This is a genomic window from Pseudonocardia tropica, assembly GCF_040105315.1.
In the GTDB taxonomy this organism is placed as follows: Bacteria; Actinomycetota; Actinomycetes; order Mycobacteriales; family Pseudonocardiaceae; genus Pseudonocardia; species Pseudonocardia alni.
In genome coordinates this window covers 303,951-318,148 of sequence record NZ_JBEDNP010000006.1, presented here as the reverse complement: position 1 = coordinate 318,148, position 14,198 = coordinate 303,951, and the positions used below count along the sequence as shown (strand labels likewise).

The window sequence follows — 14,198 nt, the reverse complement described above, 5'->3', positions numbered from 1 at the left end:
ACAATGATTCCTGTTTGCAGGAGGGGTGCCGGTGGACAGGTTCACGGTGGTCCGGTGCGGGGCGTGCGCCCACGCGCCGTCGGGGTTCGACGAGGACGCGCACGGCGCCGTCGCGCCCCTGCCCGGCGTCGACGAGGTGCTGGTCGAGGGCCTGCGCGCGGTGGTGCAGGACAGCGCCCAGGGGGTGCTCGTGACCGCGGGGTGCCGGCTCGGACCGGGCGTCTGCACGGTGCGGCGGCCCGGGCTGATGGTGCTGGTGCAGGCGTGCGACGCGGCCCGCACTCGTCCCGAGTCGCCGGTGGCCACGGTCGGCCCGGTCCGCAGCACCGACGACGTCCGCGCGGTGACCCGCTGGCTCCAGGACGGCGGCGCACCCGACCCGCAGGCGCTGCCCGCGCGGCTGCGCTGCGCGATCACCCCGGAGACCGCACGCGGCTAGTGCTTGCGGACCACCTCCTCGGTCCCACCGGCCCGCCACACGGTGACGTCCATGTGGCCGCCGCCGACGCGGACCGAGGACCCGCCCAGGATGTCGGCGGCCGGGAAGAAGCCGAACTCCCGGCCGCGCAGGTCGAACCCGATCTCCTCGTACAGCGCCTCGGCGAAGCGCTGGTGCAGCTCCGGATCGCGCACGTCGTGCACGGTGCCCCAGATCTTGGCGTCGCCCTCGGTGACCCGGGAGTCGACGGTCGCGGTGTGCAGGGTGAACCGCGGGTCGCGACGCAGGTCGTCGAACTTGCGGGTCCCGGGCATGCCGCCCAGCCACAGCTCGCCCTCGAAGACCCGCGGTTCGACGGGGGACACCCGGGGGAAGCCGTCCGCGCGCAGGGTGCCCAGCAGGGCGAGGCTCCCGGCGGCGGCGTGGCGGCGCGCGAAGACCTCGGAGATCGTGGGCGCCGCGGTCACGAACTCCGTCCATGTCGTCATGGCGGCACGGTAGGGCAGGGCACCGAGGCAGGCACGCGGGCCGATGCCCGGCGAGGTGGCCTACGCCGCGGCGAAGGCGGCCGTCGCGGGCATCACCACGCCCGACGACCCGGCCCGGCCGGTCGCGTGGCTGTGCACCGACGAGGCGGCCTGAATCACCGGACAGGTGATCGACTCGGAGGGCGGGTTCGCGCGGCACCGGAGCGGGTGGCGACCCTGGTGATGTGGAGCGGACGACGGGATTCGAACCCGCGACCCTCACCTTGGCAAGGTGATGCGCTACCAGCTGCGCTACGTCCGCAGTCGCACCGTCTCCGGCGCGTGCTGATCCACGATAACGCACCCGGTCCCGGGCGCCGCGCCGCACCCCCGGCGATGATCACTACGTGGCCGAGCCCGCGGGTACACCGCTGTCATGAGCGGACGGTTGGACGGGACGACGGTGATCGTGACGGGCGCGTCGAGCGGTATCGGTGAGGCGACCGCCCGGGCGCTGGCCGCCGAGGGGGCGACGGTGGCGCTGCTGGCCCGGCGCCGGGAGCGCCTCGAGGAGCTGGCGACGGAGCTGCCGAGGGCGTCGGTGCACCCCGTGGACGTCACCGACGACGACGCGCTGCACGCCGCCGTCGCGGCGGTGGTCGAGCAGCACGGCGGGCTGGACGTCCTCGTCAACAACGCCGGCTTCGGGTCCTGGGGCCCGGCGGCCGAGGCCGACGTCGCGGACTGGCGCACGATGATCGACGTGAATCTCACGGGCGTGCTGTCGACGACGCACGCGGCCCTGCCGCACCTGGCGACGGCGGCCGGCGGGCCGCGCGGCGTCGCCGACGTGGTGACGATCAGCTCGGTGGCCGGGCGGCGGGTCCCCTCGCCGGAGAGCAACGTCTACGCGGCCACCAAGCACGGGGTCGGTGCGTTCTGCGAGGCGCTGCGCCAGGAGTACGCCGAACGCCACGTGCGGGTCGGCCTCGTGGAGCCCGGCCTGGTCGCCTCGGAGATGACGACCTCGGGTGCCCAGTACGCGCCGGACGCGACCTCGAAGGGCGAACGCGGGGTGTTGGCGCCCGCCGACATCGCCGACGCCGTCGTCTACATCGTGACCCGCCCGCGGCACGCGGCGGTCAACGAGATGCTCGTGCGCCCGGTGGAACAGGTGCGCTGAACCGCCCGGGGGAGGCCCGGACAGCAGAATCCCCGGGGCCGGAGATCCGGCCCCGGGGATCCGGGAATGGTGCGCGATACTGGGATTGAACCAGTGACCCCTACCGTGTCAAGGTAGTGCTCTCCCGCTGAGCTAATCGCGCGAGGCGGCGGCGGGAATCGAACCCGCGTACAGGGCTTTGCAGGCCCTTGCCTAAGCCACTCGGCCACGCCGCCGGAAACCGGCCTGCTGTCGGGGCCCGGCAGAGCGGACGACGGGATTCGAACCCGCGACCCTCACCTTGGCAAGGTGATGCGCTACCAGCTGCGCTACGTCCGCATGTCGCACCGTTCCCGAGACGTTTCCGCAAGTTCCCGGTGCGTTGGGAAGAACAGTAGCGCACGGTCCGTGGCGGCTGTCGAGGGGGTACCCGATGATCGTCCGTACAGGTCACCGGCGCCACGACGGCCGGGCGCGGCCGGGGGAGCGCGCCGCGGGCGTTCGGCCGAGCGCGTCGTCGTGTCCGGTCATGACGGGTCGCACCCGGAAAAACGAGATCCCCGGGGCCGATGTGCGGCCCCGGGGATCCGGGTAGATGGTGCGCGATACTGGGATTGAACCAGTGACCCCTACCGTGTCAAGGTAGTGCTCTCCCGCTGAGCTAATCGCGCGTGGGAAGAGAAGTCTCCGAGCGGACGACGGGATTCGAACCCGCGACCCTCACCTTGGCAAGGTGATGCGCTACCAGCTGCGCTACGTCCGCACCGTGCACCGCGTCCCGGGCGTGAGGCCCGTCCGCGGTGCGGTGAGAGAACACTAGCACCCGCCCCGAGGGGGGTCCGACCGCCCCCTCTCCACCACCGGATGTCCTCTCACGTGCGGAGACGGGCTCCGCCCGGTGGTGGGGTACGTCGGGTCAGTCCCGGGCGGTGGTGTCGAGCAGGTCCGCGAGGGCGGCGTCGAAGTCGAGCCACGAGTACTCGGCGGCGGCGGGCACGGCGTCGTAGGTCGCCTGCAGGAACTCCGACAGCGTCGCCGCGGAGGTGGTGAACAGGGCGTGGCCCGAGGGCGAGGTGAGCTCGAGCTCGATCCGGGTCGGGTCGTCGCTCATCGGCTGCACCCGGACGTCGCCGGTGCCGGCGGAGTCGACCAGCCCGTCGCCGAGCAGGTCGCGGGCGAAGACCCAGTCGACCGTGGTGTCGTGACCGGTCTTGAACGAGGCCTGCACGGCGTAGGGGTCGCGGCTCGTGTAGGACAGCTCGACCTTCACGGGCACGACAGGCGCGTCCGGAGCGATGAGCTCGAACATGGCCGTCGCCCGGATCGTCTTGGACTCGTCGCGCATCGGTGATCCTCTTTCGTGGGGGCGTTGCGTGGGGCGTCAGTGTGGGAACGAGAGAGAAGGCCTCGGGGTGACGGGTTCGATGCGCAAGAACGTGGATCACCGTGGGATGACCCCCGATCGAGTCACAACGGTGTAACTCGCTGCGTGCGACGACAGGGCTGAACGGGCTTGGCGACGTCCTGGCGTGTGAGCCGTGCAGTCCAGAACGACTACTCTCGTCGGAGTCCGAACCGGAACGGGTACGGGCACCGAACACAGCAATCGTGAGGACAACGCTGGTGGCAGGCATCGCCGATCCGCCGGACCGCCCCGAGCACGGGCGGGCCGCCGGCCCTGCAGCGCGCCGTGACCCGTCGCGTCGTGACGACGCCGGGGACACGCGACTCGTGCAACGGATCGTGTCCGGCGACTCGACCGCACTGGGTGAGCTGTACGACCGCTTCGGGCGTCAGGCCTACTCCCTCGCACGACGCATCTGTGCCGACGAGGGTCTGGCCGAGGACGTCGTGCAGGAGGTCTTCCTGGCCTTCTGGCGCGACCCGTCGCGCTTCGACCCGGCCAAGGGCCGCTTCGGCACCTGGCTGCTGACCCTGGTGCACCACAAGTCCGTCGACGCCGTCCGCCGGGAGAGCGCCATCCGGCGCCGCACCGTGCCGGCGTCGGACGACGGCGCGGAGTGGAACGCCCCGCCCGGCCCGGGCGCCGACGAGGGTGCCATCGGCGCGCTCGTCGCGGGCCAGGTGCGCGACGCGCTCGGTCAGCTGCCCGCCGACCAGCGGAAGGTCCTCGCGCTGGCCTACTACGGCGGCTACACCCAACGCGAGGTGGCCGCGATGACCGGGGTGCCGCTCGGCACCGTGAAGTCCCGCATGTTCACCGGGGTGGCCAAGCTCCGGAACCTGCTGGGACCCGTGCTCGGGGAGGCCGGGGGAGACCTGGCAGGAGGGCTGTCGTGAACGGCAACGAGAGGAGGCCCTGTCCGATGAACGAACAGACGGTCGGGTGGGCGCTCCACGCTCTCGAGCCCGATGAGGAGATCGAGGTGGTGCAGCACCTCGAGGGCTGCGACGAGTGCCGACGGCTCGCCGCGGACGTCGCCGAGACCACGACCGAGCTCGGTAGCGCGGTGCCGCAGGTCGAGCCGCCGCCGTCGCTGCGGGAATCGATCCTGGAGCAGGCCCGCCAGACCCCCCAGGTCGGGCGCGAGTCCGACCGCGCGGTGCCGCGGCACGCCCTGCGCGACGAGGCGTCGTCCGCCGACGCGGGGTCGCGCGCCCGCCCGTCGCGGTCCGAGCGGTCCACCGGGCCCGCGACACGCCCGTCGGGAGCTGCCGGACGCGGCCCGGCCCGGAACGGGTGGCTGCGCCGCCCCGGACGGGTTCTGGTCGCGGCGGCCGTCGCACTCGCGGTGATCGTGGGCGGGGGAGCGGCGATCGGTCAGGTGCAGTCGCTGCAGGCCGAGCGCGACGCGAGCCTCGCACAGGCCCAGGAGCTGCGCGACGTGCTCTCCGCCATCGCGCAGCCCGGGACGCCGCACGCCTTCCTCTCCGCCGAGCCGGGTGCGCCGATGGTCGCCGCGGTCGTCGTGAAGGACGGACAGCGGCAGGTCATGCCGATGGGCCTGGACCCCAACGAGACCGCGGACCAGACCTACGTCCTCTGGGGACTGAAAGCTGACGGAACTCCGCGGGCGGTCGGCACGTTCGACGTGCGAGCGGGGCAGTCGGGACCGGTGTCCGTAGAATCGCCCGACAGCGGGAGCTACGGGACCTACGCCGTCTCGCTCGAGCGCGGAAGGGAGGCTCCCCCCGCGCCGACCAAGGTAGTCGCGGCCGGGCAGGTGGAGACCTGAGTACGACGGAGAAGGACGACGTCGGTGTGCCGGTGTCCGGGAGGACGACCTCCGGGCGCCGGTACACCGGCATCCGCAAGAAGTACCGGCGGGCGAAGGTCCGCTACCGCGCGTTCCGGGCCCGCGTGGCCCGCAACCCGGTGCTGGACCTGACCTACCGCATCACCATGGGGGTCCTCGGCACCGCGATCGTCATCATCGGGATCATCGCGCTGCCCGCGCCGGGCCCCGGCTGGGCGATCATCTTCCTCGGCCTGGGCGTGCTCGCCGCCGAGTTCGGCTGGGCGCAGCGGCTCCTGCACTGGGTCCGTGTCCGCTACGACGGCTGGGTCGCCTGGATGGGCCGCCAGAACCGCGTGGTGCAGCTGCTGGTGATGACGCTGATCCTCGGCACGGTCGCGGTGTGCGCGTGGCTGTTCGGGATCTTCGAGACGGCCGGCGGCTGGGTGGGGATCCACTGGCAGTGGCTGCACTCGCCGCTGCTGCCGATGATCCAGCCGCCGCCCCCGCCGGTGCCCGTACCGGGACCGGACCTGGTCACGGGCCCGCGATGATCCACGGGTGACCCCCGTGAACGGCGATGGGACGGGCTGTGTAGAGTTGGTTCCACCGCTGAGGGCGATTAGCTCAGGGGGAGAGCGCTTCGTTCACACCGAAGAGGTCACTGGTTCGATCCCAGTATCGCCCACGCAGGTCAGAGGCCCAATCCGAGTAATTCGGGTTGGGCCTCAGTCGTTCCCGGGGGACATTCAGGGAACATTCCCGGATCACCGCAGCACCGCCGTTCCCGCGGCCGGCCCGTCGTCCGGGTCCTCGTCGTCCGGGCCGCCGGCGGCGAGCATCCAGCCGCCCAGGGCGTCGAGGATGCGGTCGTGGTTCTTCCGGTCCGTCGCGTATAGAGCTGCGGCGTCGTGGTGACGCTCTAGTGGCCCATCACACGCTGCGCCGTGTTCGGCGGCACGCCGTCGTCGACGAGCCAGGTCGCGTACGAGTTGCCGAGCCAACCGAGGGGACGACAAAGCACGTCGACCCGCCACGACCGGCCGCCGGGTTGGTCGTGGAGTTCTGCGCCGAGTCGGTGCAGTTCGGCGTACCACCCCGAGCATCCGTCGAGGAGCAGGACAGCACGTCCGGGACGCGACGGGGTGGGTTCGTCGCCGATGACGAGGTCGCCGGCGGCCGCCCCCGTGACCGCCGCCCAGGCGAGTCCGAGGTGCCGGACCCACGGGCCGCTGTCCCCGAGGGCGGCCTCCGACCCGGAGCCTTCGGTCATCGCTCGGTGCGGTGGTCGGTGGAAAGACCGTGTCCGGTCCGGAGGTGGACGATCCCCGGGCTCACTGCGTCGGCCCAGTCCGACGGATTCTCCGGTTCGGGCACCGGCCCGATGCCGTTCTCGATCTCGACGGTGATCCACCCCGTGGGCGAGCCGAGGACTCGGAAGCGTTCGTGCAGCCGGACCGGTGTGCCGGGCGGCAGCGTGTCGAGTTGCGCATGGTGTCGGACGCGGGGACGGCCCTTGGTGGTCACGTAGTCGAGGGTCAGCCAGGTGCCCTCGGTTCCGGTCACGATGGCGTCTCTCCAGCCCCACGGGCTCTCACCCGTCAGGCGGGAGCGGATGTGGTGCATCCGGTGCCCGTCGGCGTAGCTGCGGCAGCTCTCGTCGCAGCCGCTGCTCATACAAGCGTCCCGAGGAGATCGTCCATCGGCTCCTCACCCGCCATGATCGCGCGCAGCAGGGCGTAGGTCCGCGCCCCGTCAAGGGAGGCGGGGTCGGCGAGGGCACGCCGGAACTTGTTCCGATCCCCGGCGGCGCACAAGCGGTCGAGAACGACCTCGCCGTCGACGAAGACGGCGACATCCTGACGCACTAGATCTCCCAGGTCAGATCGTTCGTCTGCTGTCAGGCCGGGCGTGGGCAGGGATCGCAGGAGGTAGGAGGGGGCATAGGTCTGGTCGTCGAGCCAGCGCACGACAGCCGAGATCACGTCTCCGTCGAACGATGCGGCCGCCATCTCGGGGAAGTCGTCGCCGAGGTTCTGGCGCACCAAGACGTCTCCGCCGACGATGCGTAGCGACTCGCGACCGACAGAGCTCAGGCCGATGCCCTCGAAGTCCCAGCTCGCTGATGCGACTTCTTCGCCGGACACGATCTCGCCGTCCTCGACCTGCACCGCCCGAGTGCGGCCCTCGGCGGGGAGTAGGTGGTAGTAGGCGCCGTCGATGGTGATCCACCGGTAACGCAGCCCGTCGGCAGCTGGCCACTCGTCGGTGACGGGCAGGAGCTCGGTGCCCGCCGGCCAAGCACTCTCGTCGAACGGTGCCGTGGGATCGGCGTCCTGCAGGGCGTCCACGAACTGAGCACGGACGTCGGGGGCGGCACAGGTGGCGTCGACCCGGGTGACGGCATCGACAACGGTCAGCTCGGGTGCGGCGCTCAAGACTGCCGCCAGGCTCTGGCCGGGCAGCTCCCGGGTGGTGCCGTCGTCAGAGGTCAGAATGTGTCGGCCGTCCTCGGTGGCGAGGACGGCCTCGCTGCGTCCCCCATCCGGATTCGTCCGCACCACGCGTAGGACCTCGTTCATGACCCCTCCACCATGTACTCGACGGCGCCGTCTGGGCGCAGGAAGACCAGGACCCGGCGGACGACGGGTTCGCCGGTCGCGTCGGCGATCGCCCGCGCGTAGACCTCGAGCTGGGTCGTGTACGCGGCGAGTGCCTGCGCGCCGGCGGCCTGGTCGGTCTTGTAGTCGACAAGGACGAGCCCGTCGATGTCGCGGAAGAGCAGGTCGACGTAGCCCTCGACGAGGGTTCCGTCGATCTCGGTACCGACGTAGGTCTCTCGCCAATGCTCGCGTGCGGCAGCACGCCGCACGACCGGCGCGGCGAGGGCGGCCCGGACGGCGGCGGCGACCTCGCCCGCCGCCCCCGGGACGTCTTCGGCGATGGCCTGTGCCTGTGCGAGCGCGTCGAGTCCATCGCCGGTGTCGAGCGGGACCGACTGCAGGACGCCGTGCACGGCTCGCCCGATCGCGGTGCCGTAGCGGCCTTTGAGCCAGGGCCGCAGTTCCAGGTCCCGGGGTTGTTTGGCCAGGCCGGCCCGTACGAGGGTGGGTAGCTCTACCGCAGCGTCGCGGTGGGCGATGTGGGTCGCGGACTCGGCTTCCCGGCGCCGCGCCGCGGCCAGCGCCCGGTCCCGGGCGTCGATCCACGCCGCCCAGGCCGTGGGCGCTGCGACGCGCTGGTCTGCGCGCGGCAGCGGTGTCACCTTCTCCGGCGCCGCCCAGGATTCCTGGGGGCATACTTCGGCGAGTTCGGCGGCCGGGCTCGTTCCCTTCGCGCGGTGCAGGGATACGACGAGTCGGCTGGTTGCGCGGGTGGCGGCGACGTACAGCAGGCGGCGGCGCTCGCAGCGCTCCAGATCCCGCTCGTCGATGTCGGCGGCGGCGTATCCGGTGGTGGGTCGGTCCTCGCCGAAGCGCAGTTCGTAGCCGCCGGTGGCGGGCCAGAGCACGTTCGGTCGCCGGTTGGCCGGGCGGGAGCCGAGTCCGGCGAGCACGACGAACGGGAACTCGAGCCCCTTGGATGCGTGCACCGTGGTGATTCGGACCGCGGAGGCGTCGCGTTCGGGCAGCACGGTCTCGGTGACCCGTGCCCGGTCCTCGGCCTGTTGGGCTGCCCAGCGCAGGTACTCGCGCAGCGAGCCGCGCTCGGCTTCGGACCAGGCGCGGGCCTGGTCGACGACGAAGCGAAGCCGCCGCCAGGTCTCGCGGTAGCGGGGCCCGCCGACGGCGGCCTCGAGGACCCGGCGGGTGTCGAGGATCTCGTCGAGCAGCTCGGCCGGTGTGCGGCGCGACCGTCCCCGGGACCAGCCTGCGAGGACGGACATCGCGCCGGCGGCCCGGGTCTCCCGCTGTCCGTCCGGCGCCGTAGCGAACGGGTTCCAGGAGCCTCCGGCGTTACGCCAGTGGAAGAGCTCGGTGTCGGAGCATCCGAACAGGGTGCTGCGCAGGGTCGAGACGATCGCGAGCTCGTCGGAGGGGTCGTCGACGGCGCGCAGGCAGAGCATGACTTCCCGGACCTCGTTCGCGGAGTAGACGAAGGTCGCGGCCTCGGTGCGGTAGGAGATCCCGAGGCGGTCGAGTTCCTCCTCCAGACCGAGGATGGAGGTGCGGGTGGGCACCAGGATCGCGATGTCCTGCGCCTGCACCGCCCGGGTCCCGGTGCCGGAGGGGGCGGAGTCGTCGCGCACCGGGTGTCCTTCGCACAGCGCGGTCGTGATCAGCGCCGCGACGTCGCGGGCCTCGGCGGCCCGGATGTCGGTGGCGGAGACGCCGGTGTGTTCCGGCGCGCCGAGGACGAGCACCGGGTCGCCGTCCTCGGCGCCGGGGCGTGGCTTCAGCGCGACGAAGGCGGGCTGGGCCCCGGGCTGCTCGGTGATCAGCGGTGCGAACGTGGCGTCGACCCAGTCGAGGATGGCTCGGGAGGAACGGAAGTTGGTGGTGAGCTCGACCCGGTCGTCGAGTATGTCGCGGGCGTCGAGATAGGTCGCGATGTCGGCCCGGCGGAAACGGTAGATCGACTGCTTGGGGTCGCCGACCGCGAACACCGAGCCGGGTGGGGGAACGAGGTCACGCCAGTCCGCGGCGTCCGCGCCGGCGCCCCCGGCGATGCGCAGGGCGATCTCGATCTGGATCCGGTCGGTGTCCTGGAACTCGTCGAGCAGAAGCTTGCGGTAGCGGTGCTGCAGAGTGGCCCGGGCGTCGGGGTTGTCGCGGACGAGGCGCCGGGCCAGGACGAGGAGATCGTGGAACCGGAGGCGTCCTTCGGTGCGGCGCTGCTCGGCGCCGGTCAGCACCCGGGCCGCGGTCCATGCCGCGAGCCGACGCAGTACCTGGTCGATCACCTGGTGGTAGCGGTCGAGCACGTCGGTGCGCCAGGTCGAGTAGTCGTCGCGGACGGCCTCGACGCCGTCCCGGCCACCCCAGTTCACGGCCTGGCCCACCTTGCTCTTTGCGGGCACGGTCCGCAGGCAGGTGAGGATGCGGGCCTCGTCGGCGACGTCGGCGCGGTCTGCCCAGTCTTCGAGTTCGGCCAGGCGTTGGGCGAGCTTGTCGGTCGGGTCGGCGCAGCGGGTCCGTTGTGTGGACAGCTCCCGGGCCCGCAGCCGCAGGTCGTCGATGCGTGGCCGGGGCGCCGGCGGCAGGGTCGTGTCCACCCGTTCCTCGACGAGGTCCCACTCGCCGTCGAAATCCTGGTAGAGCTCGCGCAGGTGGGCGAGCCTGAGGCCGGAGGCGAAGGCCAGCCGCAGCGTCGAGGCCATCTGCGAGTCATCGAGGAGTTCGGTCTGCAGCTCGTCGAACCGCCGGTCGACCGCGACCTGGGAGCCGACCTGGTCGAGCACTTCGATCAGCGGCGGCAGCCCGGCTTCGATGGCGTGTTCGGACAGGATCCGCCGGGCGAAGGCGTGCAGGGTGCCGATCGCGGCGCCGTCGAGCTCGTCGACGGCACGTTCCTGCCCCTGCTGTTCGAGCTTGTCGCGGAGGCGGTCGCGAAGCTCGGCGGCGGCCTTCTCGGTGAAGGTGATCGCCGCGATCGCCGTCATCGGCACGCCGGACTCGACGAGCGCGGCGATCCGGGCGACGAGGCTCCTGGTCTTGCCCGATCCGGCCCCGGCCTCGACGAACAGCGACGTGGCCAGGTCATCGCGGATCCGGTTGCGGGCGTCCTGATCCGCCGGCGTGGTCCTGACGGCAGTCGAGGTCATGCGTCCTCCCCGAACAGCAGTGAGCGGACGGACGGAAGGGCGGCGAGCCGGTTGTCGGCGGCGAGTCGGGCCCAGTCCTCGCCGTCGACGCGTTCGCCGAGCCCGTCGGGTTCACACGCCGGGCAGTCGACGCGGGTCCGGCCGAGGTAGTGCTGGGCGCCGGAGGGGCGGGGTGCGAAGAAGCCGCCGGTGATGCCGTCGACGATCGCGCCGACCGTGGCCAGGGCATCGGCGCGGCGGGCGTCGTCGATCACCACCTCGGTCCGTTCGAAGCTCTCACGCCCGGTCACGTACCAGTACCCCGCCCGGACCGGCTCACCGTGGGGATGACCGAGCTGCTCGGCCGCGACCAGGGCGTAGAGAGGGAGCTGCAGCTTCCGCCCGCCCTCCCACGGGTCGGTGTCGGACGAGGAGGGCCGGCGCCCGGTCTTGTAGTCGGTGACGACGATCCGGTCGCGTGCGTCGCGGTCGATCCGATCGACCGCACCACGCAGCCGCAGAGCCCGCCCGCCGGGCAGTGTGAGCGCGGTGGGCCGGTCGTCGCCGCCGAATTCCCACTCGGTCGCCGCCGGGCGCAGGTCCCCGCCGCGGCGCAGCGCATCGTCGTGCCCGATCCAGGCCCTCAGGTCCTCCAGGATCGAGCTCTGATCGTCGCGCCAGAGCAGCGCGGCGCCGGTGACCCCGGCCGACTCGGCCCGGGCGAACTCCTGCCCGGCGAGCTCCTCGAGCACGTCCCGGGTCCGCTCCGGCCACGCCTGGTCGGGGTCCGGGAGCCAGCCCTGCTCCGCGGCGGTCGAGACCAGGCGGTGCAGCGTGCGGTGCACGATGTCGCCGCGGACCAGCGGCGACAACGTCACCACGTCCTCGGGCTGCACCGGTGCCGCGGCGCGCAGCACCCGGGAGACGAAGTAGCCGAACGGGCAGCGCGCCCAGGTCTCCAGCGCGGTCGCCGAGATCGGTGACACCGCATCGGGGGCGGGGAGGTCGGCGTCGGAGAGGTCACCGTCGAACGGGCCGAACCGCGCCTCCGCCCGCGCGGACCGCACAACCACCGCCCGGTCCAGGACCGGGTCGGCCAGGCGCTCCCGGGCGGCGACGGCGCGTTGGCGCCACTCCTGCGCAGTCGCCGGCTCACCCCGCCCGAGCACGGAACCGGTGTAGGACGGCCGCTCCTCGACACCCGGGACGGCGCGCTCCCACGAGCGACTGCTGACAGATTCGTCTCCGCTCAGCACACGCAGCGTGGGCAGCAGCCACCGCGACGGCACCCGCATGCCGCCGCCCCGCAGATCACCGCGGGGGAAGCTCAGGGTCCGGCCGCCGGCCGGGGCGGCGGCGAGTGCGGCGAGCAGGTCACGGTGACGTCGCCGGGCGTGCTCGACCGCGGTCGGCAGACCGAGCAGGTCCCGGACGCGGTCGGGCAGCAGCGGATCGTCGATGTGTCGCCCGGGCAGCAGCCCCTCGGCGACACCGAGCATGATGACGTGGTCCACGTCCTCGCCGAACCCGTCGGACAGCGGTCCGACGTGTACCCCGGTCCCGATCGACCCGACCCGGTCGGTGTCCTCGGCGAGTTGCATCTCCAGCAGCTCCCGCGCCGTCGCGATACTCGGCGCTCCGTCCCCCAGCGCGCAGAGCCCGTCGACCGCGGCGCTGATACGCGCCACCGCACGGGCCTCGTCCGGTGCCAAGGCGTCGGTGTCCTCCCCGGCCACGGTCGACGTCCACAGCTCGGTCAGCTCGATCCCGAGCTGGGACCACGTCGTCGCGGTCGCACAACGCCCGAGCCGATCGCGCAGGTCACCGACGAACGAGAACAGAGTCTCCGCGTCGTCAGCGTCCCGGCGCAGCCTCTCCGCGCGTGCTGATTCGGCGCCCGTTGCAGCTTCCCGCCGTTCTGCCGCGAACCGTGTCAGGCCGTCCCAACCTCCCGAAGGGGCCCACCGCACCACAGCGGCGGTCCGGGAGATCCGGTCCCATCGCGACGCCGGCACCCGCTCGCCGTCATGGCGCACGGGGGCGTCGGTGAGCCAACCGATCACCTCGTCACGCCGGAACCCGTGTCCGGGCAGCTCCAGCATCCGCAGCAGACCGCGTCCGAAGCGGGTCTCCACGGTCGTCCGGACCCCACGGCCGAAGAACGTCACGCCGGCGCGCGAGAGGTGGTCGTGCAGCAACCGGGCGTAGGGGTCCGTGGCGGTGTGCAGGACCGCGATGCGGTGACCCGGCGTCCCGGCGCGAAGAGCCTCAACGACGTCGCGCACGGCGGAGCGGACCTCGTCATCGGGATCGGAGGCATGCACCACCCGATCCGCGACAACCGCCGGATCGATCACTCCGTCGATCACGTGCAGCTCGCCGTTCGCCGCCACCGACTCCAACAGCGCCTGCTCCGGCGGGGTCAGGTCACGGGGCAGGAACGCGACGACGGCCTCGCGGATCCGGTGCGTCTTCTGTGTCGCGGAGTCCAGCAGGTCGACTTCGTCGTAACCATCGGCCCGGACCCGGCCGAGCAGCGCCGCGTGCACACGGGCCGCATCGGCCGCGACAGCCTCGCCCGCCGGAATGCGCTCGGACGCCCCCGGCGCGACCTCCCGTAGATCCCGGTGGGCTTCGACGATGGCGCGCAGCGTACCGACGTGCCCGGCGACCGGCTCGAACACACCCGGCTCCTCGACGAGGACGTCGCGGACGGCCGCGGCGAGCCGAGCCCCGGTCAGCGGGCGCCGACCGGCGGAGACCAACTCTGCCGCGGCCAACGACTCGGCCAGCCGGCGCAGGGTGACGACCTGCAGCGCCGCCACGCCCGGACTGCCGCCACCACGGGCCACGGCCCGTCGCGCCGCGACACCGACCCGCTCGGATGGCACCACGACGGTGATCCGGCGCAGCGGATCAGCGCCCTTCACAGCTCGGACGAGATCGACCAGCGCCCGGTAGGCCGGGGCGCCGAACGAGGTGGTGCGCCGGGTGCGCGCCATGCGTACCTCCGTGGGGAGCGGAGGTTGCAGAGCCTAGAACGCTTTGCGAGCAGGTCCTGGGCCGGGTCCGATCAGCCACGCCGTGAGCCCCGCTGTCCGGCTCTGAGATGGGACAGGCCCCCTCGCCCGTGCCGAGCTCGAGAACCGCCTGACCGTGTGACCGTCCTGACAGACCTCGAATCCGATCC

The 14,198-nt window shown here is 72.4% G+C and carries 12 protein-coding genes and 7 tRNA genes; 6 read left to right on the top strand and 13 right to left on the bottom strand.

Annotated features, from left to right (window positions below; translation table 11 throughout):
* Positions 1-31 precede the first annotated feature (31 nt).
* On the top strand, positions 32-439 hold the full coding sequence (locus WHI96_RS13050) for a hypothetical protein (protein ID WP_345648672.1): 408 nt from the start codon (positions 32-34) through the stop codon (positions 437-439).
* On the opposite strand, the gene WHI96_RS13045 is transcribed toward WHI96_RS13050, so the two are convergent.
* Complete coding sequence (locus WHI96_RS13045; RefSeq protein ID WP_345648675.1) at positions 436-927, bottom strand: pyridoxamine 5'-phosphate oxidase family protein; 492 nt, start codon at positions 925-927, stop codon at positions 436-438. The two genes, WHI96_RS13050 and WHI96_RS13045, sit on opposite strands and share 4 nt — an antisense overlap.
* A gap of 225 nt (positions 928-1,152) precedes the next feature.
* Positions 1,153-1,228 (bottom strand) — tRNA-Gly (locus tag WHI96_RS13040).
* 114 nt (positions 1,229-1,342) lie between these two features.
* On the opposite strand from WHI96_RS13040, the gene WHI96_RS13035 reads away from it, so the two are divergent.
* Positions 1,343-2,089, top strand: a complete 747-nt coding sequence (locus tag WHI96_RS13035) for an SDR family oxidoreductase (RefSeq protein ID WP_345648678.1) — start codon at positions 1,343-1,345, stop codon at positions 2,087-2,089.
* Between the two features lie 67 nt (positions 2,090-2,156).
* Here the strand turns inward: WHI96_RS13035 and WHI96_RS13030 are convergent.
* The 6 genes from WHI96_RS13030 to WHI96_RS13005 form a co-directional block, all read right to left on the bottom strand.
* Positions 2,157-2,231 (bottom strand) — tRNA-Val (locus WHI96_RS13030).
* A 1-nt stretch (position 2,232) separates the two neighbouring features.
* Positions 2,233-2,304, bottom strand: a tRNA-Cys gene (locus WHI96_RS13025).
* A gap of 30 nt (positions 2,305-2,334) precedes the next feature.
* Positions 2,335-2,407, bottom strand: a tRNA-Gly gene (locus WHI96_RS13020).
* Between the two features lie 257 nt (positions 2,408-2,664).
* A tRNA-Val gene (locus WHI96_RS13015) sits at positions 2,665-2,739 on the bottom strand.
* A gap of 19 nt (positions 2,740-2,758) precedes the next feature.
* Positions 2,759-2,831, bottom strand: a tRNA-Gly gene (locus WHI96_RS13010).
* 153 nt (positions 2,832-2,984) lie between these two features.
* Positions 2,985-3,413, bottom strand: coding sequence for an SsgA family sporulation/cell division regulator (locus tag WHI96_RS13005; RefSeq protein WP_020624097.1), 429 nt, complete (start codon positions 3,411-3,413; stop codon positions 2,985-2,987).
* 278 nt (positions 3,414-3,691) lie between these two features.
* Between WHI96_RS13005 and WHI96_RS13000 the strand changes: the two genes are divergently transcribed.
* From WHI96_RS13000 to WHI96_RS12985, 4 genes are all read left to right on the top strand, one after another.
* Entirely contained in the window at positions 3,692-4,369 is a 678-nt protein-coding gene (locus WHI96_RS13000; protein WP_226357653.1) for an RNA polymerase sigma factor, read from the top strand.
* A 26-nt stretch (positions 4,370-4,395) separates the two neighbouring features.
* The gene (locus WHI96_RS12995; RefSeq protein ID WP_345648685.1) at positions 4,396-5,265 is read left to right on the top strand and encodes an anti-sigma factor domain-containing protein; all 870 of its coding nucleotides are present in this window, start codon (positions 4,396-4,398) and stop codon (positions 5,263-5,265) included.
* Between the two features lie 32 nt (positions 5,266-5,297).
* On the top strand, positions 5,298-5,819 hold the full coding sequence (locus WHI96_RS12990; RefSeq protein ID WP_345648688.1) for a TIGR02611 family protein: 522 nt from the start codon (positions 5,298-5,300) through the stop codon (positions 5,817-5,819).
* Positions 5,820-5,881: 62 nt separating this feature from the next.
* A tRNA-Val gene (locus tag WHI96_RS12985) sits at positions 5,882-5,953 on the top strand.
* Between the two features lie 234 nt (positions 5,954-6,187).
* Here the strand turns inward: WHI96_RS12985 and WHI96_RS12980 are convergent.
* From WHI96_RS12980 to WHI96_RS12960, 5 genes are read right to left on the bottom strand one after another with little or no spacing between them, the layout of a single operon-like run.
* Positions 6,188-6,538 carry a hypothetical protein gene (locus tag WHI96_RS12980; RefSeq protein WP_345648691.1) on the bottom strand — a complete coding sequence of 117 codons (351 nt, stop codon included), beginning with the start codon at positions 6,536-6,538 and terminating at the stop codon, positions 6,188-6,190.
* Positions 6,535-6,942 (bottom strand): hypothetical protein, encoded by a 408-nt coding sequence (locus WHI96_RS12975; RefSeq protein ID WP_345648694.1) that lies wholly within the window; start codon positions 6,940-6,942, stop codon positions 6,535-6,537. The genes WHI96_RS12980 and WHI96_RS12975 overlap by 4 nt, the downstream gene beginning before the upstream one ends.
* Positions 6,939-7,847 (bottom strand): hypothetical protein, encoded by a 909-nt coding sequence (locus WHI96_RS12970; protein WP_345648697.1) that lies wholly within the window; start codon positions 7,845-7,847, stop codon positions 6,939-6,941. Before WHI96_RS12970 ends, WHI96_RS12975 begins: the two co-directional genes overlap by 4 nt.
* Positions 7,844-11,029, bottom strand: coding sequence for a UvrD-helicase domain-containing protein (locus tag WHI96_RS12965; RefSeq protein WP_345648699.1), 3,186 nt, complete (start codon positions 11,027-11,029; stop codon positions 7,844-7,846). The genes WHI96_RS12970 and WHI96_RS12965 overlap by 4 nt, the downstream gene beginning before the upstream one ends.
* Positions 11,026-14,010, bottom strand: a complete 2,985-nt coding sequence (locus WHI96_RS12960) for a PD-(D/E)XK nuclease family protein (RefSeq protein ID WP_345648702.1) — start codon at positions 14,008-14,010, stop codon at positions 11,026-11,028. Before WHI96_RS12960 ends, WHI96_RS12965 begins: the two co-directional genes overlap by 4 nt.
* Positions 14,011-14,198 lie beyond the last annotated feature (188 nt).